Source organism: Azospirillum sp. RU38E (assembly GCF_900188385.1).
Taxonomy (GTDB): Bacteria; Pseudomonadota; Alphaproteobacteria; order Azospirillales; family Azospirillaceae; genus Niveispirillum.
Genome location: NZ_FZOI01000004.1, coordinates 136,613 through 159,719, shown reverse-complemented (window position 1 = coordinate 159,719; position 23,107 = coordinate 136,613). Strand labels below are relative to the sequence as shown.

At 64.6% G+C, this 23,107-nt stretch carries 21 protein-coding genes; 14 read left to right on the top strand and 7 right to left on the bottom strand.

Features of this window, described 5'->3' with window-relative positions; translation table 11 throughout:
- Window positions 1-19: 19 nt before the first annotated feature.
- On the bottom strand, window positions 20-985 hold the full coding sequence (locus tag CHB97_RS10455; protein ID WP_089287910.1) for a pseudouridine-5'-phosphate glycosidase: 966 nt from the start codon (window positions 983-985) through the stop codon (window positions 20-22).
- A 170-nt stretch (window positions 986-1,155) separates the two neighbouring features.
- On the opposite strand from CHB97_RS10455, the gene CHB97_RS10450 reads away from it, so the two are divergent.
- The 5 genes from CHB97_RS10450 (at window position 1,156) to CHB97_RS10425 (ending at window position 7,373) form a co-directional block, all read left to right on the top strand.
- Complete coding sequence (locus CHB97_RS10450; protein ID WP_089287909.1) at window positions 1,156-2,694, top strand: AbgT family transporter; 1,539 nt, start codon at window positions 1,156-1,158, stop codon at window positions 2,692-2,694.
- 52 nt (window positions 2,695-2,746) lie between these two features.
- Entirely contained in the window at window positions 2,747-3,784 is a 1,038-nt protein-coding gene (locus tag CHB97_RS10445; protein WP_371333003.1) for a ligase-associated DNA damage response exonuclease, read from the top strand.
- A gap of 3 nt (window positions 3,785-3,787) precedes the next feature.
- Window positions 3,788-5,410, top strand: coding sequence for a cisplatin damage response ATP-dependent DNA ligase (locus CHB97_RS10440; RefSeq protein WP_089287907.1), 1,623 nt, complete (start codon window positions 3,788-3,790; stop codon window positions 5,408-5,410).
- Window positions 5,411-5,972: 562 nt separating this feature from the next.
- A complete protein-coding gene (locus tag CHB97_RS10430; protein WP_089287905.1) occupies window positions 5,973-6,266 on the top strand; it encodes a hypothetical protein in 294 nt (97 codons plus the stop codon).
- Between the two features lie 390 nt (window positions 6,267-6,656).
- The gene (locus tag CHB97_RS10425) at window positions 6,657-7,373 is read left to right on the top strand and encodes a TorF family putative porin (protein WP_160105752.1); all 717 of its coding nucleotides are present in this window, start codon (window positions 6,657-6,659) and stop codon (window positions 7,371-7,373) included.
- A gap of 34 nt (window positions 7,374-7,407) precedes the next feature.
- Here the strand turns inward: CHB97_RS10425 and CHB97_RS10420 are convergent, their stop codons facing one another.
- Window positions 7,408-9,381 (bottom strand): methyl-accepting chemotaxis protein, encoded by a 1,974-nt coding sequence (locus CHB97_RS10420; RefSeq protein ID WP_089287903.1) that lies wholly within the window; start codon window positions 9,379-9,381, stop codon window positions 7,408-7,410.
- A gap of 139 nt (window positions 9,382-9,520) precedes the next feature.
- Window positions 9,521-9,838, bottom strand: coding sequence for a PepSY domain-containing protein (locus tag CHB97_RS10415; protein ID WP_160105750.1), 318 nt, complete (start codon window positions 9,836-9,838; stop codon window positions 9,521-9,523).
- Between the two features lie 120 nt (window positions 9,839-9,958).
- Between CHB97_RS10415 and CHB97_RS10410 the strand changes: the two genes are divergently transcribed.
- From CHB97_RS10410 to CHB97_RS10395, 4 genes are read left to right on the top strand one after another with little or no spacing between them, the layout of a single operon-like run.
- Complete coding sequence (locus CHB97_RS10410; RefSeq protein WP_089288109.1) at window positions 9,959-10,318, top strand: PepSY domain-containing protein; 360 nt, start codon at window positions 9,959-9,961, stop codon at window positions 10,316-10,318.
- Entirely contained in the window at window positions 10,318-10,977 is a 660-nt protein-coding gene (locus CHB97_RS10405; RefSeq protein WP_089287901.1) for a response regulator transcription factor, read from the top strand. The genes CHB97_RS10410 and CHB97_RS10405 overlap by 1 nt, the downstream gene beginning before the upstream one ends.
- Window positions 10,977-12,335 carry a sensor histidine kinase gene (locus CHB97_RS10400; protein WP_089287900.1) on the top strand — a complete coding sequence of 453 codons (1,359 nt, stop codon included), beginning with the start codon at window positions 10,977-10,979 and terminating at the stop codon, window positions 12,333-12,335. Before CHB97_RS10405 ends, CHB97_RS10400 begins: the two co-directional genes overlap by 1 nt.
- A gap of 13 nt (window positions 12,336-12,348) precedes the next feature.
- Window positions 12,349-12,831 carry an OsmC family protein gene (locus tag CHB97_RS10395; RefSeq protein WP_089287899.1) on the top strand — a complete coding sequence of 161 codons (483 nt, stop codon included), beginning with the start codon at window positions 12,349-12,351 and terminating at the stop codon, window positions 12,829-12,831.
- A gap of 18 nt (window positions 12,832-12,849) precedes the next feature.
- On the opposite strand, the gene CHB97_RS10390 is transcribed toward CHB97_RS10395, so the two are convergent.
- From CHB97_RS10390 to pdxH, 4 genes are all read right to left on the bottom strand, one after another.
- A complete protein-coding gene (locus CHB97_RS10390; RefSeq protein WP_089287898.1) occupies window positions 12,850-13,857 on the bottom strand; it encodes a S9 family peptidase in 1,008 nt (335 codons plus the stop codon).
- 96 nt (window positions 13,858-13,953) lie between these two features.
- The gene (locus CHB97_RS10385) at window positions 13,954-15,390 is read right to left on the bottom strand and encodes a hybrid sensor histidine kinase/response regulator (RefSeq protein ID WP_160105748.1); all 1,437 of its coding nucleotides are present in this window, start codon (window positions 15,388-15,390) and stop codon (window positions 13,954-13,956) included.
- Window positions 15,391-15,517: 127 nt separating this feature from the next.
- On the bottom strand, window positions 15,518-16,435 hold the full coding sequence (locus CHB97_RS10380; RefSeq protein ID WP_089287896.1) for a cation diffusion facilitator family transporter: 918 nt from the start codon (window positions 16,433-16,435) through the stop codon (window positions 15,518-15,520).
- Window positions 16,436-16,451: 16 nt separating this feature from the next.
- Entirely contained in the window at window positions 16,452-17,042 is a 591-nt protein-coding gene (pdxH, locus tag CHB97_RS10375) for a pyridoxamine 5'-phosphate oxidase (protein WP_089287895.1), read from the bottom strand.
- A gap of 188 nt (window positions 17,043-17,230) precedes the next feature.
- Between pdxH and CHB97_RS10370 the strand changes: the two genes are divergently transcribed.
- The 5 genes from CHB97_RS10370 to pstA all read left to right on the top strand — a co-directional run bounded on the left by CHB97_RS10370 (window position 17,231) and on the right by pstA (window position 23,104).
- Window positions 17,231-17,704 carry an RT0821/Lpp0805 family surface protein gene (locus CHB97_RS10370; RefSeq protein ID WP_089287894.1) on the top strand — a complete coding sequence of 158 codons (474 nt, stop codon included), beginning with the start codon at window positions 17,231-17,233 and terminating at the stop codon, window positions 17,702-17,704.
- A 147-nt stretch (window positions 17,705-17,851) separates the two neighbouring features.
- Window positions 17,852-18,784 (top strand): DnaJ C-terminal domain-containing protein, encoded by a 933-nt coding sequence (locus tag CHB97_RS10365; protein WP_089288108.1) that lies wholly within the window; start codon window positions 17,852-17,854, stop codon window positions 18,782-18,784.
- A 389-nt stretch (window positions 18,785-19,173) separates the two neighbouring features.
- A complete protein-coding gene (locus CHB97_RS10360) occupies window positions 19,174-20,214 on the top strand; it encodes a substrate-binding domain-containing protein (protein ID WP_244559492.1) in 1,041 nt (346 codons plus the stop codon).
- 108 nt (window positions 20,215-20,322) lie between these two features.
- The gene (gene pstC, locus CHB97_RS10355) at window positions 20,323-21,786 is read left to right on the top strand and encodes a phosphate ABC transporter permease subunit PstC (RefSeq protein ID WP_089287892.1); all 1,464 of its coding nucleotides are present in this window, start codon (window positions 20,323-20,325) and stop codon (window positions 21,784-21,786) included.
- On the top strand, window positions 21,779-23,104 hold the full coding sequence (gene pstA / locus CHB97_RS10350) for a phosphate ABC transporter permease PstA (RefSeq protein WP_089287891.1): 1,326 nt from the start codon (window positions 21,779-21,781) through the stop codon (window positions 23,102-23,104). Before pstC ends, pstA begins: the two co-directional genes overlap by 8 nt.
- The last annotated feature ends 3 nt before the right edge of the window (window positions 23,105-23,107 follow it).

Genomic DNA, 23,107 nt, shown 5'->3' with positions numbered 1-23,107 from the left:
CAATCCTGGCTGCTGCGGATCAATAGCCCGGCGGGCGCTTGGCCGTCTGTACCTTCTTCGGCAGGGTCAGTTCGGATTTCTGCTGGGCATAGGCCACAGCGATGCGGGCGCCCACGGCGGCATTGTTCAACAACAGGGCGCGGTTGGCCGTCAGGCTGGCACCGTCGGTCAATTCCTCCATCCGCTTCAGCAGGAAGGGGGTCAGCGCCTTGCCGCGCACGCCTTGGGCGTCTGCCTCCGCCACCGCGCGTTGAATGGCAGCTTCCACCGCTTCGGCATCCAGGGCGGCGGCATCGGGGATTGGCACACCGACCACCACGCCGCCGCCCAGACCCAGCAGCCATTTGGCGCGCAGCACGCGCGCCACCTCGTCCGGCGTGTCGCAGCGCCCATCCACCGGCAGCGGCAGGCTGGCGGTGTAGAAGGCGGGGAACCGGTCGGTGCCATAGCCGATCACCGGCACGCCCTTGGTTTCCAGATATTCCAGCGTGCGCGGCAGGTCCAGGATGGCCTTGGCCCCGGCGCAGATGACGGCCACATCGGTGCCGGCCAGTTCTTCCAGATCGGCGGAGATATCCAGCGTGGTTTCCATGCCACGATGCACACCGCCAATGCCGCCCGTGGCGAACACGGCGATGCCGGCCAGATGGGCGGCAATCATGGTGGAGGCCACGGTGGTGGCGCCATCAGCCTGCTGCGCCAGGGCCAGCGGCAGATCCCGCCGGCTGACCTTGCGCACGCCCGGCTGGGCCAGCCGTTCCAGATCCTCATCATCCAGACCGACGCGGATGCGACCATCCAGCACGGCGATGGTGGCGGGGATCGCCCCTTCGGCCCGGACCGCCGCCTCGATGGCGCGGGCGGTCTCCACATTGGCCGGATAGGGAAGGCCATGGCTGATCACGGTCGATTCCAGAGCCACCACGGCCCGGCCCTGCTTCAACGCCTGGGCGACCTCGGGATGGATGGAAAGGAAGTCCTGCATCTGTCTCTCCTGCTTTGCAGCGGAGAATGCCCCCGCGCCGGGCGGCACGCAAACGCGGATCAGGGGCTGCAAGGCTGCTTCCCGCTTGCCGCAACCCAGCTCTGCGGTTAGCACTGAAGCGATGGTGCCGGCGGTAAGACCGGCCCCGAAAAACGGACAAGGAAGGCAGTATGGCAAACCAACCTATCGGACAATCCTCGGGCGGCATTCTGGGCGCCATTGAACGGGTGGGCAACCGCCTGCCCGACCCGGCCAGCCTGTTCCTGATCGCCATCATCATCCTGATCGCCCTGTCGGCCACCATGGCCGGCATGGGCGTCTCGGCCCTCCATCCGGCGACGGGCAAGGAGGTGGCGGCGGTCAGCCTGCTGTCGGCGGAGAATATCCGCCGCCTGTTCACCGACATGCCGACCATTTTCGCCAGCTTCCCGCCGCTGGCCATGGTGCTGCTGGTGATGATGGGCGTCGGCGTGGCGGAAAAGACCGGGCTGATCGGGGCGTCGCTGGGGGCGCTGGTGCGCGCCATGCCGAAAAGCCTGCTGACCTTCACGGTGATATTCGCCGGCGTGCAATCCAGCCTGGCCACCGATGCCGGCTATGTGGTGCTGATCCCGCTGGCCGGCCTGATGTTCCACAGTGTAGGGCGGCATCCGGTCGCCGGTATCGCGGCCGCCTTTGCCGGGGTGTCAGCGGGCTTTTCCTCCAACATCCTGATCACCGGGCTGGACCCGCTGCTGGCCGGCATCACCCAGGCGGCGGCCCGGCTGGTCGATCCCGCCTATGAGGTGCCGGTGACCGCCAACTGGTATCTGATGATGGCCTTTGTGCCGCTGTTCAGCATCGTCGGCACCGTCGTGCTGGACCGGTTGGTGGAACCGCGCCTGCTGGCCACCGCCCCCGTTCCCGCCGGCCATGTGGTGACGGTGGAAACGGTGACGGAAGCGCAGCAGGCGGCGGAACGGCGCGGCCTGCGCTTTGCCGGCGGGGCGCTGCTGCTGTGCATCCTGGCCATGCTGGCCGCCGTGCTGCCGGAAGGGGCGATCTTCCGCGATGCCAAGGGCACGGTGGAACCGTTCCTGAAGGGGCTGGTGGCGATGCTGTTCGCCATTTTCCTGATCATCGGCATCGCCTATGGCATCGGCGCCCGCATCATCCGCAATGACAAGGATGTGGTGCGGATGATGGGCCAATCCATGGCCGATATGGGCGGCTATATTGTGTTGGCCTTCTGCTGTGCCGTCTTCATCGCCCTGTTCGGCTGGTCGAACCTGGGGGTGATCCTTGCCATCGAAGGGGCGGAGATGCTGAAATCCGCCGGCATTGTCGGGTTGCCGCTGATGCTGGCGCTGATCCTGGTCTCGGCCCTGATCAATATCCTCATCGGCAGTGCGTCCGCCAAATGGGCCATTCTGGGGCCGGTGCTGGTGCCCATGCTGATGCTGGTCGGTGTCACCCCGGAAGCCACACAGGCAGCCTATCGCGTGGGGGACAGCTTCACCAACCCGATCACGCCGCTGCTGCCCTATTTCCCGCTGATCCTGATCATGTGCCAGCGCTATGTGCCAGGATTTGGCATCGGTTCGCTGATCGCCACCATGCTGCCACTGGCGCTGTGGATGGGCTTTGCCGCTGTCGCCCTATTCTCCGGCTGGGTGATCCTGGATCTGCCGCTGGGGCCGGGGTCGGCCATCCACATGAAGGCGGGTTGAACGGGGAGCGGCTGGCAGAGGCTGGAATAGAGCCTATATCAGGGATATGACCATGCCAGCCACCGACCCACCCCCGCCGCCCGACAGTTGGGTGCGACCCTGCCCGCCGGAACAGGGTGGCGGCCTTTGGGTGGAACCGGGCGGGTTCCATGTTGACCCTATCCGTGCCGTCAACCGCGCAATCATCAGCCATGGCCATTCCGACCATGCAAGGCCGGGCCATGCCCATGTGCTGGCGACATTGCCGACGTTGGATATCATGCGGGCACGGTTGGGGGAGGGGGCGGGCGGCAGCCTGCAGGCGCTGGCCTATCACCAGCCGCTGCGTATCCATGATGTCACCGTCACCCTGGTGCCGGCGGGCCATGTGCTGGGCAGTGCCCAGGTGGTGCTGGACTATCAGGGCAGCCGCGTCGTGGTTTCCGGTGATTATAAGCGCCGGCATGATCCCACCTGCGCCCCGTTTGAGCCGGTGGCCTGTGATGCCTTCATCACGGAAGCCACCTTCGGCCTGCCGGTCTTCCGCCACCCGCCCGCAGCGGCGGAGATTGCCCGGCTGCTCCATGCCGGGCAGGTGTTCCCGGAGCGCTCGCTGGTGGTGGGTTGCTACGCGCTGGGTAAGTGTCAGCGGCTGATCGCCCATCTGCGGGAGGCGGGCTATGATAAGCCTATCTATCTGCACGGCGCCCACCTGCCACTGTGTGAGCTGTATCAACGCCATGGCGTCGATCTGGGGGAGTTGCGCCCGGCCACCGCAGCCGCCAAGGAGGAGATGCGGGGCGCCATTGTGCTGGCCCCACCATCGGCCCTGATGGATAAATGGGCCCGCCGCCTGCCCGATCCCCTGATCGCTTATGCATCCGGCTGGATGCGGGTCCGCGCACGTGCCCGCCAGCACGGGGTGGAGATGCCGCTGGTGATTTCCGATCATGCCGATTGGGATGAACTCTGCCAGACCCTGCAGGATGTGGCCGCCCCGGAAGTTTGGGTGACCCATGGCGCGGAGGAGGCGCTGGTGCATTGGGCCAATCTGAACGGCTTCCGCGCCCGGCCCCTGCATCTGGTCGGTTTCGGCGATGAGGAGACGTGAACCATGGAACGGTTCGCCGCCCTGATCGATGCCTTGGCCTATCAGCCCGCCCGCAATGGCAAGCTCCGCCTGCTGGTGGATTATTTTGCCCAGACGCCGGACCCGGATCGCGGCTATGGCTTGGCGGCGCTGACCGGCGGCCTGTCCTTTGCTGCCGCCAAGCCGGCCCTGGTGCGCGAACTGGTGGCGTCGCGCACCGATGCCACCCTGTTCGCACTCTCCTATGATTTTGTCGGCGATCTGGCCGAAACCGTGGCCCTGATCTGGCCGCAGCGGCCCGGCAGCAACCAGCCATCGCCGTCCTTGTCGGAGATCGTTGCAGCATTGGCCGGGGCCAAACGGGCAGAGGTACCAGGCCTGATCGAAGGCTGGCTGGATGGGCTGGACGCCACGGGGCGCTGGGCGCTGCTGAAGCTGATCACCGGCGGAATGCGTATCGGCGTGTCGGCCCGGCTGGCCAAGACGGCCCTGGCCGATTATGGCACGGCGCGCGGCGTGGCCGTGGATGTGGATGCGATTGAGGAAATCTGGCACGGGCTGACCCCACCCTATCAACCGCTGTTCGACTGGCTCTCGGGCAGCGGCCCCCGCCCGGATGTGGCCGGCACCGGCGGTTTCCGCCCGATGATGCTGTCCCATCCGCTGGAGGAGGGGGATTTGGAGAGCCTTTCAGCCACGGATTTCCGCGCTGAATGGAAATGGGATGGCATCCGCGTGCAGCTGGTGGCACGCGGCCAGCCGGGGGCGGCGCGGATTTACAGCCGCACCGGCGACCAGATCGCCACCGCCTTCCCCGATGTGGCGGCGCATATGGGCTTTACCGCCGTGCTGGATGGGGAATTGCTGGTGGCGCGCGATGGCCGCATCGCCCCCTTCAACGACCTCCAGCAACGCTTGAACCGCAAGCAGGTTACGGCGAAACTGCTAAAGGACTATCCGGCCTGGGTGCGGATTTACGATATCCTGTTTGACGGCGATGAAGACCTGCGCGGCCTTCCCTTCGATGAACGCCGCGCCCGGTTGGAAGGCTGGTTCGCCCGCAGCAACCCCAACGCCATGGACCTGTCCCCCCTGCTGGATTTCCAAAATTGGGAAGAACTGGCCACCTTGCGGCTGAATGCCCGCGACAGCGCGGTGGAAGATGGCGCCATCGAAGGGGTGATGCTGAAACGGCGCGACAGCACCTATGTCGCCGGCCGCCCCAAAGGCCCCTGGTTCAAATGGAAGCGCGGGCCGCTGGTGGCCGATTGCGTGCTGATGTATGCCCAGCGTGGCCATGGCAAACGCTCCAGCTTTTACAGCGACTACACCTTTGGGGCCTGGCGGGGAGAGCCGGGGGCAGGGGGCGAACTGGTGCCGGTCGGCAAAGCCTATTTCGGCTTTACGGATGAAGAACTGGCCCAGATCGACCGCTGGGTGCGCAACCATACCAGCAACCGTTTCGGCCCGGTGCGGGAGGTGTCGCCGGGGCTGGTGTTCGAGGTGGCGTTCGACAGCGTTCACTCCTCCGCCCGGCACAAAAGTGGCATCGCCATGCGCTTCCCCCGCATCAGCCGCATCCGCTGGGACAAACCAGCGGCAGAGGCAGATCGGCTGGAGACATTGGAGCGGATGGTGGTATCATAGCCTGGCGGCAGAAACCGGGGGTGCCCATGTCAGGTTGGTCGGGAAAGGTGGTCCGTGCCGGGCTTTCCGGGCTGGCAACCTGTATGGGGGGCCTTCTCGTCATCTCGCTCTGGCTGTCTGTCGTGACGTATGAGCAGGAGACGGTGGAACAAGCCGTGGGCGTGCCGTTCATGTTTGCAGAGTTTGACATAGGGGATGCATCCTTGGCTATATATTGTCCGGGAGTTTTCGTCTTAGAAGAAGTCACTCCACCCCGTGCGGAAAAACGCACCCATAAATCCCGCTAAATATTTCGGGCGGGAAAAGCTGGCTGGTGTCGGGCTTTCCGGGCCAGCCTTTGGTGCTTCAGCGGTTCCCATTCTCTTTCTTGGGCTGCCTGCGGTGACCCAGAGACAGGAACTGGTGGAAAGACTTGTGGGATCGCCGATGATGGTCACTGTCATTGAAGATGACGAGCCGCCACCGCCCCGGTACTTTGATAAACAGGGCAATCCAGACCCTTGCCACTATGACTGGAGTGCTCCAAAGGCTGCCTCCATCCCCCGATTAGAAGTTGATACTGATGAAGCCCGCTAAATCCCGCGTCCTGATCTATCCCGCCCAGAAGGTGCAGCCGGCCAGCATGGCGCTGGCCATGGCGGAGCTGGAGAAAATCCCGCCGACCTCGGTACGCGGCGGGCGAGGCTGGGTGCGGCTGGCCGGTCTGGTCGGGGTGGTGATTGGGGCGCTGATCATCCCCGGCTATATCGTCGCCATCTCACTGGGCTATCAACCGCTGGAGCCCCTGCAGGGCAAGATCCTGATGATCATGCCCCCATCGGAAAAGACGGCTGTGCCCCAGACCCCGACACCCTGAGGGGTGTCGGGAAGCTTTTTTTTATTATCAACGCCTTACTTTATCCTCACCGTCACCCCGGCCTGCGCCGGGGTGACGGTGATACATAAAATCAAATCGTGTATAACATTCCCGACAGACCCCAAGAGAAAATCTGCATGAACCGGTGAAATAGAGAATTATTCTTAGTGTCGCGCAGGAGTGATGGTATCTTTAATAATAACGTCTCTCAATTTCAGCGCATAAAGAATAAACATTCACCTCTTCATCAGTGGAATCTACTGCTTTTGCACCTTCATTCAGATGGCTTCCGCCAGACGCCCTTTTTATCCTCAGCGGATCAAAAGGGCGGTGCTGCCTGCAGGGGATGCAGGCGGAACCCGCTGGATCAAAAAAGGCGGCGGTGTCGGGATGATGAAGGTTTGGGGCTGGCTGGCCGGCATCTGCGGAATGGCATTGCTGTCTTCCTGGCCCGCCGCCCAGGCGCAGGACTGGACGGCGGATGCCGCCATCGTTACCGATTATGTTGATCGCAGCCTCAGCAATTCCGGTGGCAAGCCGGCACTGCAACTGGGCTTGGCCCGTGCGCTGGGTGAGGGGTTCACCCTGGGCACCTGGGCTTCCACCATCGGTGAGGGGGAGGGTAACAACTGGTCGGAGGTGGATTTCTACCTGGCTAAGGATTGGCAGATCGCTGATGGCAATCTTGAGCTGGCGGCGACCTGGATCGGCTATCCCGGTGCGCCGTCCGATAGCGATGCCAATCTGTGGGAATTCTCCGCCGTGCTGCACCAGCCGGTGACGGAGCATGGTCAGATCGGCCTGATTGCCATTGCCACGCCTGATAATTCCGGCCATGCCGGGGACGCGCTGTATCTGGCTTTGGAAGCCCAGTGGCAGCTGGACGATAATTTCGCCCTGTTCGGCCATGTCGGGCGGCAATGGAACCGGCGCGAAGACCGCGCAGGCCCGGATTATAATGAATGGGCCGTGGGCCTCTCCTACAGCATCAACACGGTGTCGCTGTCGCTCACCTTCTCCGACACGCCGGGTTTGGCCAAGGCTGATGCCCCCGGCCCCTGCGGCAAGCGGCTGGTGGCCGGGATCACCTGGCAGCCGGAATGGTGAAGGAAGGCCCGGTCGGGCCTTCCCGCTATTGCCTTTACGCTGCCAGTTCCTGACAGCCATCCACCAAGTGTGGCAGCCGGGCCAGGAAGGCCTTGGCCGTCGCCTCGTCCAGTTCAAAGGCGGCGTGCAAATGGCGGTCGGTGGCCTTCAGCCCGTGGAAGGGCAGGCGCAGACCATCCAGCACCAACACCCCGCGCGCCGTATTGGCATCCAGACCGGCCAGCGTCACCCCGGCTTCAGAGATATTCTGCACCCGCACCCGCTTCTGCCCGGCCTTGGTTTCGGCTGTGGCGTCGCGGTCCAGCACGAAACGGCGGGCCGGGCGCTTTTCCGCCTCCTCGGCCGACTGGCGGACCACCCGCACCAGGGTGCCACGCAGCGCCGTCACCGCCTCGGCCAGCCCGTGCGAGGCGGTGCGCACCGTGCCGGCAGCATTGTCGGTGGCGGCAGCCTCCTGTGACACCTCGGCAATACGGGAGGATACTTCCCGCGCGGCCTGGGCGGTCTGTTCCACATTGCGGGCGATTTCGGCAGTGGCGGCCGATTGCTGTTCCACGGCAGCGGCGATGCCGGCCGATACCTCGTTCAACTCGCCCACGCGTGCCCCGATATCATGCACGGCGGCCAGCGCCCGGTCGCGTACCTGCTGGATTTCACCGATGCGGCGGTTGATATCCTCCGTCGCCCGTGCCGTCTGGCCGGCCAGATTCTTCACCTCACCCGCCACCACGGCGAAACCCTTGCCGGCCTCCCCGGCGCGGGCGGCTTCAATGGTGGCATTCAGGGCCAGCAGGTTGGTCTGGGCGGCGATGTCGGCGATCATCTGCGCCACATCGCCGATCTGCGACACGGCACCGGCCAAGGCGTCGATGGCGGTAACGGCTTCGCTGCCGGCCTGTACGCTGCGGGCAGTGGCGTCGCTGGAATGGGCGACCTGATTGCCGATTTCCTGGATGGAGGCGGTCAGCTGGTTGGTGGCGCTGGCCACCGTCTGGGCGTTGGACAGGGCCTGGGCGGCGGCGGCGGCCACCCCCTCGGCATTGGCGCCGACGCGGCGGGCGGCGGCGGCCATTTGGTCGGCCTCAGCCTCCATCATATGGGTGCGTTCGGAAACGCGGTCCACGGCACTGCCGGTTTCGCGTTCCACTGTGTCGGCCATGGCGGCCAGGGCTTCGACGCGGCGGCCTTCGGCGGCCTGACGCTCTTCCTCCTGTGCTGCGCGCAGGGCCTCGGTTTCCGCCAACCCGTCGCGGAACACGGCGACGGCGCGGGCCATGGCGCCCACATCATCCAGCCGCTCCGTGCCTTCCACGCTGCGCGACAGGTCACCGGTACGCATAGCATCCATGGTTTCCCGCAGGGAGCGCAACGGCCGCAGCAGGCTGGCGGTGACGGCATGGCCACCCAGGATGATGGCCAGTGCGATCACGCCACCACCGATCACGATCCATCGCAGGGCCCGGTTGAATTCCGCGAACAGGTCGGCCTTACGCAGGCCGACATAAAGGATACCGATGGTTTGGCCATTGGCATCCTTGAGCGGATCATAGGCGGCGTAGTAGCGCTCTCCCAGGATGTCCACTTCGCCACGATAGGGTTGGCCGCGGTCCAGCACGGCTTCGCGTGCCTCGGCGCTGGTCAGTTTTGTCCCGACGGCCGGCTTGCCATCGGCACCGGTGACATTGGTGGCCACCCGGATATCACCCTTGAACAGGGTGACGCGACCGCCGGTGACGCTGGCGATGGATTGGATCAGGGGCTGATTGCCCTCCAGCGCGGTGTCACCGGCAAACAGCTTGCCATCCTTCAGGCTGGGGGTGCCTTCGTTCTTCACCGCGTTCCAGGCCAGTTGCATGGACAGCTTCTGGGTGGCATGGGCATTGCGCTCCATGGCGACACTCATCTGCTGATTGGCAAAGCCTAAGATCAGGGCGCAGAGCAGCAGAAGACCGAAGGCATTCATGGCGGCCACCTTTGTGGCTACCGGCAGGCGATAGATGCGGTTCACGGGCCAACCCCCAAAAAGTCATCACTAACTGGGGGAAAGTTGGCACCGGAAATGATTTGCCCGCCTTGATTCAAGTCAAGCCCCCATCCCGATGCGGGATGGGGGTACAGTTGCGAAAATTCCGCTGTCCGTCTGGTGGTCAGTCGCGCTCATCTTTCAGGATTTCGCCGCTGCGGGCATCCACCAGCAATTCGCGGCGGATGCCCTGGCTGTCACGGGCCTTCACCTCGAACAGCTTGTCGCTCTTGCGCTCCACCTCGCGGATTTCGGTATAGCCCTTGGCTGACAGGTGGTCGATCACCTGGGTCATGCCCATCGGCTGACCCTGCGGGAGGGCGGGGGTGGCCGCCGGGGTGGCGGGGGTGGCATTCTGTGCCAGGGCGAAACCGCCCAGCGGCAGGGCGATCAGGCCGGTGGCGAGCGTCAGGGCGGCGATCTTCAGGTTCCGGGTCTTCATTGTCATAATCCTTCCAATTGGGGCTGTTGCGATAAAACCCTTTCTGATGCATCTGCCCTGAACCGATGCTGAATGGCCCGTTCATCGGCCGTTCAGCTTGGCGCCGTCATATTGGTCCCCATGCGAAACCTGTTGCTCCCCCTGGCCTTGCTGGCCGTCACCCTTCTGGCCGTACCGCTGGCGCCCATGGCGGCCGGTGATGACCGGCCCGACCATGACCGTGCCCGCACCGCCCTGCAGCGGGGCGAGGTGTTGCCCCTGCGCGATATCGTGGCGCGGGCGGAGGCGGCCTTTCCCGGCCGCCTGCTGGAAGTGGAGCTGGAGGAGAAGGACGATGCCATCGTCTATGATATTGAGCTGCTGTCCCCCGATGGCCGGCTGATCAAACTGCGCTACGATGCGCGCACCGGCACCCTGCTGAAAGCCAAGGGGGCCGGGCTGACCGAACCGAAGCACGGACATGGGCCGGAGAAGGATTGATGCGCCTGCTGGTGGTGGAGGATGATCCGCAACTGCGGGCGCAGTTGCGCGCCGCATTGGAAGCCGCCCCCTATGCCGTGGACACGGCCCCCGATGGGGAGGAGGCGGCCTTCATGGGGGAGACCGAACCCTATGATGCGGTGGTGCTGGATCTGGGCCTGCCCAAGCGCGACGGGCTGTCGGTGCTGCGGGGTTGGCGGGCGGCGGGACGCTCCATGCCTGTGCTGATCCTGACCGCACGCGGCACCTGGCAGGAAAAGGTGGAGGGCATGGATGCCGGGGCCGATGATTATCTGGCCAAGCCCTTCCGCATGGAGGAACTGCTGGCCCGTGTACGCGCCCTGATCCGCCGGGCTGGCGGGCAGGCGGCGGCAGAGATCACCTGTGGGCTGGTGGCGCTGGATACCCGCGCCGGGCGGGTGACGGTGGCGGGCCAGCCGGTGACGCTGACGGCGCATGAATTGCGCGTGCTTTCCTACCTGATGCATCACCAGGGCCGCGTCATCTCCCGCACCGAACTGACCGAACATGTGTATGCCCAGGATTTCGATCGGGACAGCAACACGATCGAGGTCTTTATCGGCCGGCTGCGGCGCAAGTTGGGGGTGGATGTGATCCATACCGAACGCGGTCTCGGCTATCGGTTGGCAGCGCCCTAATGGGGCGCGTCGGTTCCCTGGGGCGGCGCCTGCTGGCGCTGGCCGTGATCTGGGTGCTGCTGGCGCTGCTGGTGGCCGGTGTGGCCCTGACCGACCTGTTCCGCCGCCATGTGGAGGCGGATTTGACCCGCGCCATGGAACAGCATCTGGACCAGTTAACGGCCGCCTTGTCGGCGCCGGGGCAGGGGGCTGGCCGGCCCCTGGCCCTGGCGCGGGAATTGAGCGATCCGCGTTTTGAACGGCCGCTGTCTGGGCTTTATTGGCAGGTGTCGCAGGCGGGAACGGTACGGTTGCGCTCCCGCTCCCTGTGGGATCAGGATTTGCCGGGGGGCGGCCCGGTGCCGGCGGATGGCGCCCTGCATCTGCGCCGGGCCGCCGCGCCGGAGGGGGGCACGCTGCTGATCTGGGAACGGCGGGTCAGCCTGCCCGATGCGGATCAGCCGCTGGATATTGCCGTTGCCGCCAATGCCGCCGCCTTGGAGGCCGCGACGGGGAATTTCGCCCGCGTGCTGGCCCTCTCGCTGGGTGTGCTGGCGCTGGGCCTGCTGGCGGCGGCCCTGGTGCAGGTGCGGCTGGGGCTTGTACCGCTGGACCGGTTGCGCGCAGCCCTGGCCGACCTGCGGGCCGGGCGGTCAACACGGGTGCAAGGTGCCTTTCCGTCAGAGGTGCAGCCGCTGGTCGATGATCTGAACCAAGTGCTGGCCGACAATGCCGATATGGTGGAACGCGCCCGCACCCAGGCGGGCAATCTGGCCCATGCCTTGAAAACCCCGCTGGCGGTGATCGCCAACAGCGCCCATGGCATGGCCGATGCCGAGGGTGCTCGGCTGATTGCGGCGGAGACGGAGCGGATGCGCCGCCAGATCGACCATCATTTGTCGCGCGCGCGGGCCGCAGCCATGGCGCGGGGGGCGGGACTGCGCACGGCGGTGGCGCCTGCCCTGGCGGGGCTGGCCCGCACCATCCCGCGCCTGCACCCGGACCGGGACATTGCCCTTGATCTGCAGGTGCCCGATGGGCTGCTGTTCCGCGGCGAAGGGCAGGATTTGCAGGAAATGGCCGGCAATCTGCTGGATAATGCCGCCAAATGGTGTGAGGGCCGAATCCGGCTTTCCGCTGCCCCGGCCGGCCCCGGCCAGCTTTGCATCATCGTGGCCGATGACGGTCCGGGCATTCCGGCCGACAGACGGGCGGCCGTGCTGGCCCGTGGCACCCGCCTGGATGAGGCGGTGCCGGGCAGCGGGCTGGGGCTGGCCATTGTCGATGATCTGGCCCGGCTCTATGGCGGGGTGCTGGAACTGGACGAGGATACGGCATTGGGGGGATTATCGGCCCGCCTGACCCTACCCCGTGCATGAGGAAGCTTGAAAGATGAGCGCCAGCGACAAACAGCACCATTACGCGGTCAACGTCACCTGGACCGGCAATCAGGGGACGGGCACCAGCGCCTATCGTGCCTATTCGCGCGATCATCTGATCAATGCGGGTGACAAGCCCGCCATCGCCGGCTCGTCCGATCCCAGCTTCCGGGGCGATCCGGCGCGCTGGAACCCGGAGGAGCTGCTGCTGGCCTCGCTGTCAGCCTGTCACAAGCTCTGGTATCTGGGGCTTTGTGCCGGGGCTGGAATCGTGGTCACGGATTATCAGGATGCAGCGGAAGGCTGGATGGTGGAACATCCTGGCGGGGAGGGGCAGTTCACCCGTGTGTTGCTGCGCCCCACGGTGACATTGGCAAAAGAGGCCGATGTCGAAAAGGCCCGCGACATGCACCATACGGCGCATGAGAAATGCTTCATCGCCCGCTCGGTGAATTTCCCGGTGGAGGTGGAGCCGGTTTTCGTCATGGCACCGTGATGCCGGCGCGGGGGCGCTTCATTTCTGTGCCAGCCGTTGCGAGACCCAGCCGGTGATCAGTGTCAGTGTCGCCGGCTCGACCGGGCCGGTGAACCCGCCATTCTGATTTTCCTTCAGATTATGGCTCAGTCCGGGGCGGATGGCGACGCTGCTGCCATCCTGTCGGCTGGCCAATGTTTTTTGGAAGGGGCCAGCATCCTTTTCCGCCGAAATCTGGATGTCATCGCCCCCGTTGACTACCAGCACCGGCGCTTTGACCTTTGCCAGTGCGCGGAGCGGGTCCAAGGAGAGAGCCCCCTGCATGAAGGGGCCGATATAGGCCGGGTACAGTCCCCGCAGGCCGGGGGGTACCTGGGCTGGCACCTGACCAGACTTGACGATTTCACGACGGATGGCCCCGTCTGCTTCCAGAATAGCCTTGCGCGGTGGCTCCGGCACATTGGCCCGCGCCATTTGCGCTCGTAATTGATCGGCAATCACGTCTCCCAGCGGGCGCGAGGCAGTCCCCAGCAGCACGATGGCGGCGGGTGATATCCGCCCCTCGTCAATGGCGGCGAGCACCAGCGCCCCGCCCTCACTATGGCCCATGACGCCGCGCTTTGCGCCATTGATACCGTCTTCCCGGCCCAAAGCATCATAGGCGGCGGCAAGGTCACCGACAAAAGCACCCCAGCGGAAAAACTGCGCCATGGCTGCCGGGTCATGCGGCATCTGGGCAGCATTGGCCTGCATACCCCGTTTGTCCAGCCGCAGGCTGGCGATGCCTTTCCCTGCCAGGGCCTCAGCCAGTTGTTTCAACAGATCGATGGGTTTGTCCGGAAGCATGGCGCTGTTGCCATTGCGATCCGTGGGACCACTGCCCTGGACCAGCAGAATGGCGGGCCAGCCCTGTGCCGGAGCGCTGCCATCCGGCAAAAGCAAGGTGCCTGCCAAGGTGGCCCCATCGGTACCCGTTACGGTCACCGGTCTTTCGGCAGCCTGGATTTGCGGTGCCGACAGGAAGCAGACCAGCAGGAATGCTGCCAAACAATATCTTTTCACGATAAGCCCTCAGAACTTATTCGTGAAACAATACGGGCATCCATGCGTCGTGGCAATTTTTCCCGGTGCTGTGGAGGCAGCTTAAACCGGCCTGCTGGTACCCAGCGCCTGCTCCACCGCGCGGCGCAATCTGGCTGGCATGGCGGGCTTGCCCAGCAGCGCCATGCCAGCGGCCTCTGCCTTGCGGCGGGCTTCTGCTGTGCCGTCGCCGGTCAGCAGCAGGGCCGGCACCGCGCTGCCATAGCGGGCGCGCAGGGCCTGTACCAGATCGGGGCCGCTCTGCCCGCCCGGCAGATGCAGGTCGGTGATGATCAGGTCTGGCTGGCGCCCGGCCAGTTCCCCCTGCAATTCCGTCTGGCTGCCGCCGACGGCGGTGCGATAGCCCCATTCCTGCAACAGCATCTCAAGCGCTGCCAATTGCAGCCGATCATCCTCCAGCACCGCCACCAGGGGGGCTTCCGGCAGCGACTCCGCGGCCGGTGCGGGACTGGGCGGCGCCATCCCGTGGCGGTTGGCCAGCAGGCTGAAACGGCAACCCTTGCCGGGCGCGCTTTCCAGGGTCACCCGGTGGCCCAGCGCCTGCGCGCCGCGCTGCACGATGGCAAGCCCCAATCCCAGGCCGCGCCGGCCCTGTCCGGCTTCCTCCAGCTGCACGAAAGGTTGGAAAATGCGTTCCTGATCGTCAGGGGCGATGCCGGGGCCGCTGTCCCAGACCTCCAGCGCCGCCAGATGGCCCCGTCGCCGCGCGGCCAGCAAGACCTTGCCGCCGCGCCCGGCATGGCGCAGGGCGTTGCCCAGCAACTGGCGCAGCAGCCGATCCAGCATCATGCCGTCGCTCTGTACGGTCAATTCGCTGGGCACATGGCGCAGGCGTACATCCAGGCTGGCCGCCTGTTCCTGATGTTCCTCCACCAACCGGGCCAGCAGCGGCCCCAGCGGTACCGGGCCGGGGGACAGTTTGGCCGTACCCGCCTGCAGCACGGAAAGGTCCAGCAAACTGCTCACCTGATGGGCCGCCGACTCCACCGCATCGCCCAGCCGCTGGATCAGCTCCCCCTGGCGCGGGTCGGCCGCCCGGCTTTCCAGCAGGTGCAAAAATAGACGCATGGCCTGGAAGGGCTGGCGCAGATCATGGTTTGCCTTGGCGAACAGGGCGGCGGCCGCCTGCGGGTCGGCGTCGGCCGCTGGCACGCCATGCCCGATGCCGACCAGCCCGCTGATCGACCCATCCTCGGCCCGCATGGCGGCAAGCGAAAGGCTGACCGGCTGGGCGCAGCCCTGGATGAAAAGCCGCACGGTCAGCCGTCGCGGCTGCCCATCGGCCAGCACGGCCCGTTTGGCGGACAGAAGCTCTGCCGGGATTTGGCTGTCTTCCGGCTGGTCTGCCCAGCCGGTGAAGATGCCCCGCGCCTGGAGATAATGCAGCCGGGTATCCTGGATGAAATCCCCGCTGCCGCCTTGCCGCAACGCCGTCTCGTAAGCCGCCAGCAGGGCCGGGGGAAGGGCATCGTTCGACATGCGGGCGGGCTCCGGCGGCGTTGGGTGTGGGCTTGGGTGGGGTGGATCGACTATGGCGCCGCCCGCTCCCGGCGTGAAGCCCCTCATCGGCAATCAACACCGCTGCCTTCAGCGGGTTCCGCCCACCTCAGCCGCGAATGCGATTATCCAGCCGCTCATCCTCCAGCCCGGCCGGTTCCTGATGGATAGCGAATTCGGCCGTAGGGAAGGCGGCCTTCAATTCGCGCTCGATCTCATCGGTAATATCGTGCGCCTGGGCCAGGGTCAGATCGGGGTCCAGTTCCAGATGGAACTCAATCTGCTGACCGAGACCGGTGGAGCGGGTGCGCAGATCATGCAGGCCGCGGGCCTGATGATGGGCCAGCACCAGCTCCTTCACCTTTCGGCGGTCCTCGTCCGGCAATTCCCGGTCCATCAGCACATCCAGGGCGGTGGTGACGATGCGGCTCGCCCCCCAGACCAGGAAGCCGGCAATGCCCAGGGCAAACAGCGGGTCCCAATAGGGCCAGCCGGTCCAAGCCGTCAGGCCCAACGCAACGATGACGGCGGCGTTCATGAACAGATCGCCGCTGTAATGCAGGCTGTCGGCATTGATGGCCATGGAACCGGTGCGCCGGATGACAAAGCGCTGAAAACCCAGCAGCAGCGCTGTCATGGCGATGGCAAACAGCATCACCCCGATGCCCAGCCAGGTTTCCCCCACCGGGCGCGGATCAACCAGCCTTCCCACCCCTTCATAGCCGAGAAACACGCCGGACCCGGCGACGAAGGCGGCCTGGGCCAGGGCGGCCAGCGGCTCCGCCTTGCCATGGCCGAAACGGTGGGCATGGTCGGGCGGGCGCAGGGCGCGCGCCACCCCCAGCAAGGTAACGACGGAGGCCAGCAGATCGACCGAACTGTCGATCAAGGATGACAGGATGGAGACGGCATCCGTCGCCATATAGGTGGTGAGTTTGGCCAGGATCAGCGTCATTGCCACGGCGACGCTGGCATAGGTGGCGCGGCGGCGCCACCTGTCCAGTGCGGCGGTATCGGTCTCGACCATCTCACCCCTGCCGGGTTTACGGATAGAAGCGTTGCTTCGCCCATTCCCCGTCGGTGCGGGTGAAGACGATGCGATCATGCAGGCGGAATTCGCGATCCTGCCAGAACTCAATATAGTCCGGCACGACACGATAACCCGACCAATGCGGCGGACGCGGCACGGGCTGGCCCTCATAGCGGGCTTCCACCTCGCGGATCGCCGCTTCCAGCGTCTCCCGCTTGTCCAGCGGGCGGGATTGCTGGCTGGCCCAGGCGCCGATCTGGCTGCCACGCGGGCGGGAAGCGAAATATTCATCCGCTTCCTGCGGGGTCACAAGCTCCACCAGCCCTTCGATCCGCACCTGCCGGCGCAGCGACTTCCAATGGAAGGTCAAGGCGGCGACCGCATTTGCGGCCAGCTGGTCACCCTTTCGGCTCTGCATATTGGTGAAAAAGGCGAAACCGCGCTGGTCAAACCCCTTCAGCAACAAAATGCGCAGCGACGGGCGGCCATTTTCACCCACCGTTGCAACCGACATGGCATTGGCGTCGTTTACCTCGGTGGCTTCCGCCTCGGCAAACCAGGTCTGGAATTGGACAAAGGGATCGGTGGCGTCTGCAAGGGACATCGGGATGATCTTTGTCATAGTTGCGCCTGAATTTCGGTGGAGGATAAGCCCTGTTGAACGAATGTCCATGCCTCCCCCCGCATGGCTGTGTTCGCCACTTTCCGCGTGGAGCCGCCTGTCGGTCGGCCCCCGCCGCGTGTAAGCAGGCGGACCCTTCCCCAGGGGGGGCATATAAGATGAGGTCAAAAATGCTGAAGAAGGTCGTGATCGCCACCGCCATGGTGGCCATGCTGGCGGGGTGTCAGAACAGCAATGCTGGTCAGAAGCAGACTGGCGGCGCCGTGCTGGGCGGTCTGATCGGTGGTCTGGCCGGCAGCCAGATCGGTGGCGGCTCGGGCAAGCTGTGGGCGACCGGTGCCGGTGCCGTGCTGGGTGCCTTGCTGGGGTCGGAAATCGGCGCGTCGCTGGACAAGGCGGATCGTGCGGCGCTGGAGCGCAACACCTACCAGTCTTTCAATGCGCCGCTGAACCAGCCGATCGTCTGGGATAATCCCAACAATTCCAACCGGGTGATCGTCACCCCGACGGCGGAAGGCCGCCAGCAGGGCACCGGCGCCTATTGCCGCGAATACCAGCAGACGATCATCGTCGGCGGTCGCAGCGAGCAGGCTTTCGGCCGCGCCTGCCAGCAGCCGGACGGCAGCTGGAAGATCGTGAGCTGATTGCCAGACGGGAGGGGCTGGCCGGTTTCCCGCCGGCCCTGTCACCGCATATACGCATGGACCGGTGTACTGCGCGTGGTTTACTTGACCAAAGCGGAGCGCGCGGTAGGATGCATGGTTTGAAACGTCCTATTGCTTGTGGTGACCATGCGCGATCCTTACACAGTCCTTGGTGTGACTCGGACGGCTTCCGCCGATGACATCAAGCAGGCTTTCCGGCGCTTGGCCAAGCAATACCATCCGGATGTCAATCCCGGTCGGCCGGACATTGAACTGAAGTTCAAAGAGGTCAATGGCGCCTATAGCCTGCTGTCCGATCCGGATAAGCGGGCGCGCTTCGACCGGGGTGAGATTGATGCCAGCGGGGCCGAACGGCCGGACCGCAGCTTCCGCCGCGCCTATGCCGGTGCCGGGGCGGGCCGCGACTCCGGCAGCCGGGCCGGGGCCGATCCGTTCGGCGATGATGATCCGTTCGCCGATTTCTTCAGCGGGGCCCGCAAGCGCTATTCCACCGGGGGCGGCTCCGGCGTGAAAGCCAAGGGGGCCGATGTCAGCTATTCGGTTACCGTTCCCTTCACCGAAGCGTGTCTGGGCACCAAGCGGCGCCTGACCCTGTCCACCGGCAAGACCATTGATATCAATGTGCCGGCGGGAACCAAGGATCAGACGAAATTGCGCCTGAAAGGGCAGGGGCTGCCGGGGCTCGGTGGTGCCGGGGCCGGGGATGCGATTGTTGAAATCCATGTCGATGGCCATCCGTTCTTCACCCGCAAGGATGATGATATCCATCTGGATGTGCCGGTGACGCTGCAGGAGGCCGTGCTCGGCGCTGCCATTAAAGTGCCGACTCTGGATGGCCAGGTTGCCGTGAAGGTGCCACAGGGGGCCAACAGTGGCACCGTGCTGCGCCTGAAGGGTAAGGGCATTGCCAATGCCGAGCGCAAGGTGACCGGCGATTTCTATGTGAAGCTGGTGGTAATGCTGCCGGAAAAACCGGATGCGGAGCTGGCGGGCTTCATCGAGAAATGGGCCAAGACCCACGATTATGATGTGCGGCGCAAACTGAACCAGCCGGTTTGATCGGCTGCCTGACACTGTCATAATCCAGTCATCTGATACGCGTTGGGCAGGGTGCAATGCAATTGTCGCATGGCCCCGCGGACTTTTCCCGAAAGGGGCATGTCCGGCTTCCTGACGATCAGGCCACCTTCAGGGTTGAGGGTGGCTTTTCTATTTAAAATCAAAATATTATCGATATCCCCTTGCCCCAATCCCCTCTCCGGAATGGCCCGGTTGATCGGCAGGCGGGGCGGCCCTGCGGCTACCGGTGGGGCGCGTCATTAAACCGTAACATTGTTGTAGTATTTGCTTCGCGCAGCGCCGCTATGGTCCCGGCACCCAGCAGGGACATTGACCTGGATGGATGTCTCCATTCCAGGGTGCTGCCCAATAAACCGGAGGCCATTGCTGTGACCACCAAGAAGCTCATCCTCGCCGCCGTTCTCGGCGCCGTTTCCGCCGTCGGCCTGGCCGGCGCGGCTGCTGCCCGTGACCAGATCCGCATCGTCGGTTCCTCCACCGTGTTCCCGTTCACCTCGACCGTTGTCGAGCGTTTCGGCCAGACCACGAAGTTCGGCGCCCCGATCCTGGAATCCACCGGCACCGGCGGCGGTATGAAGCTGTTCTGCTCCGGCGTCGGCGCGGATTTCCCGGATGCCACCGGCGCTTCCCGCCCGATGAAGGCTTCCGAGTTCGATACCTGCCAGAAGAACGGCGTTGAGCAGATCACCGAGCTGGTCATCGGCTATGACGGTATCGGCTTCGTCCACTCCAAGAAGGGTGCCGACTTCAAGGTGACCAAGGCCCAGCTGTTCCAGGCTGTTGCCAAGGAAGTGGAAGTCAACGGCCAGATCGTGTCGAACCCCTACAAGAAGTGGTCCGATATCGACAAGTCCCTGCCGGCTGACGACATCGAAATCCTCGGCCCGCCGCCGACCTCCGGTACCCGTGATGCCTGGGTTGAGCTGGTGATGGAGCCGGGCTGCAAGGAATTCCCGGCCATCAAGGCGCTGGATGCCACCCGTCACGCCGCCGTCTGCAAGACCGTCCGTGAGGATGGTGCTTATGTCGAAGCTGGCGAAAACGACAACGTTATCGTGCAGCGCCTGGAAGCCAACCCGAAGGCCTATGGCATTTTCGGTTACAGCTATCTGGAGCAGAATCAGGACAAGCTGAAGGGCGTGGCCGTCAATGGCGTGCTGCCGACCTATCAGACCATCTCCTCTCAGGAATACCCGATCTCCCGTCCGCTGTTCGTTTACTTCAAGAACCAGCACATGGGCGTGATCCCGGGCCTGAAGGAATTCATCGCCGAATACGCTTCTGAGCGCGCCATGGGTTCCGAAGGCTATCTGGTCGATAAGGGCCTGATCCCGCTGCCGGACGCCAAGCGCAAGGCTTCCGAGCAGGCCACGCTGAAGCTGACCCCGATGGCCAAGCCGGCCTCGTAAGGCAAGGCTGTCATCCGGTATTGGGTTCCCGCGGCAGCTTCCGGTTGCCGCGGGTTTCCCGTACCTAGGTGACGATGATCTCCCTTCGACTGCGGACGGGTACCTTTCATGTCAGCCACGTTCACCGTCGGCCTGCTGCTGCTGCTTTCCCTTATCGGTTATGTGATGGGGCGCAGCCGGGCCGTCACCGTCGCCGGCGGCAGCATCGCCACCCTTCATTCTGTTCCCAATTACTACGGCAGCTTTGTGGCGCTGTGGGCTGGTTTGCCGGCTCTGGTGCTGGTGCTGGTCTGGATGGCACTGCGCGGGCCGGTCATGGACTGGCTGGTGCTGGATGGGCTCAACGCGCAGCAGATCGAAAGCTGGGCGCGGGTCATGCTGCCGCCGAACGATCTGCAGAATCTGCTGTCCAACATTGCCGATGAGACGGCGGCCCTGACGGAAACCCACCGCCAGCTGCTGCTGATCAACATCAAGAATCTTGCGGCAGGTCAGGCGCTCTATGTGAACCCTGCCGTGGTGGACGCGATCCAGCCGGCTGCCGATCACCTGCGCAATCTGCGCGGTCTGTCGGATTGGACATTATTCGGTGCTGTGGCCGCCCTTTCGGGTGGCGCGCTGGCCTTTTGCTGGTCGCGGATCAATCCGGATTTCCGGGCCCGCAATAATGTGGAACGGGTTGTCACCTGGCTGCTGATCCTGTCGTCCACCATTGCCATTTTCACCACCATCGGCATCGTGCTGTCGCTGCTGTTCGAGAGCATCCGGTTCTTCACCAAGGTGCCGGTGACAGAATTCCTGTTCGGCCTGCATTGGAGCCCGCAGACGGCCATCCGCGCTGATCAGGTTGGCTCTTCCGGTTCCTTCGGTGCCATCCCGCTGTTCACCGGTACGATGCTGGTTGCCGTTATCGCCATGGTGGTGGCGGCCCCGGTCGGTCTGATGTCGGCCATTTACCTGTCCGAATATGCGCCCAAGCGGGTGCGGTCGTTGGTGAAGCCGGTGCTGGAGATCCTGGCCGGCGTGCCGACGGTGGTCTATGGCTTCTTCGCCATTCTGACGGTGGCGCCTTTCATCCGTGATATCGGCACGGCGATGGGGCTGAATGTGTCATCGCAGAGCGCGCTGGCGGCGGGTGTGGTGATGGGCGTGATGATCGTGCCCTTCGTCTCCTCCCTGGCCGATGACGTGATCAATGCGGTGCCGCAGGCGCTGCGCGATGGTTCGCTGGGTCTGGGTGCCACCAAGTCGGAAACCATCAAGCAGGTGGTGTTACCGGCGGCGCTGCCCGGTATCGTCGGCGCCATGTTGCTGGCGGCCAGCCGCGCCATCGGCGAAACCATGATCGTGGTGATGGCCGCCGGTCTGCAGGCGAACCTGACGCTGAACCCGCTGGACAGCGTCACCACGGTGACGGTGCAGATCAAGTCCATCCTGGTCGGCGACCAGGAGTTCGACAGCGCCAAGACCCTGTCGGTGTTCGCCCTGGGGCTGGTGTTGTTCGCCGTGACCTTGGTTCTGAATGTCGTCGCCCTTCGGATCGTCCAGAAATACCGGGAAAAATATGACTGAGATCGCAGAGCCGATGCAGGCAGCCGCTCCCGTGTCCGCCTCCTTCCACACTGGCGACGCCGCCATGAAGCGCCTCCGCTCGCGTTATGCAGCGGAGCGGCGCTTCAAGATCTACGGTATCCTGGCGATCTCTTTCGCCTGTATCATGCTCGTCATCCTGCTGTTCACCCTGCTGAAGGGGGGCGTCAGCGCCTTCTGGCAGACGGAGATGCGGCTGGAAGTCACGCTGGATGCCGCCATCATCGACCCCCAGGGCACGGGCAATCCGGCCGATTGGGATCGGGGTGCCCTTCAGACTCTGGCCAACAACGCCCTCTACAAGGAATTCCCCGAGGTTGAGGGGCGTCTGGAAAAGCGCGACCTGCGCGGTCTGGTCAGCCCGGTGGCCGGTGTATTCATCAGCAAGATCCTGGACAAGGATCCGTCCCTGGTGGGGCAGACGGTGCAGCTCTGGCTTCCCACGTCCGATGGGGTGAACCAGATTCTCAAGGGCGGCATTGACCGGACCCTGCCGGAAGCGCAGCGCACCATCAATGACCGGCAGCTGGCCTGGGTCGACAAGATGCAAGCCAATGGCCATCTGAAGACCGCCTTCAACAGCACCTTCTTCACCTCGTCCGACAGTAACTATCCCGAACTGGCGGGTCTGTTTGGCGCGGCGGTCGGCACCCTGCTGACCATGATGATAACCTTGCTGGTCTCCCTGCCTGTGGGTGTGGCGGCAGCGGTCTATCTGGAAGAATTCGCGCCGAAGAACAAGCTGACCGACCTGATCGAGGTGAATATCAACAATCTGGCGGCCGTGCCTTCCATCGTGTTCGGTCTGCTGGGTCTGGCGGTGTTCCTCAATTTCTTCGGGATGCCGCGTTCGGCCCCGCTGGTCGGTGGTCTGGTGCTGGGTCTGCTGGTGCTGCCCACCATCATTATCGCCAGCCGTGCCGCGCTGAAGGCGGTTCCGCCCTCGATCCGTGAGGCGGCCCTGGGCATGGGGGCGTCACGTTTGCAGGCGATCACCCATCATGTGCTGCCGTTGGCCATGCCGGGCATCATGACCGGCACCATCATCGGCATGGCCCATGCCGTGGGTGAAACGGCGCCGCTGCTGATGATTGGCATGAATGCCTTCGTCACCCAGGCGCCGACCTCGGTGCTGGACAGCTCCTCAGTGTTGCCGGTGCAGATTTTCATCTGGGCGGACAAGCCGGAGCGCGGCTTCGTTGAACTGACCTCGGCCGCGATCCTGGTGTTGCTGGCCTTCCTGATCACGATGAACGGTGCGGCCATCTGGCTGCGCAAGAAGTTCGAACGGCGGTGGTAAGAA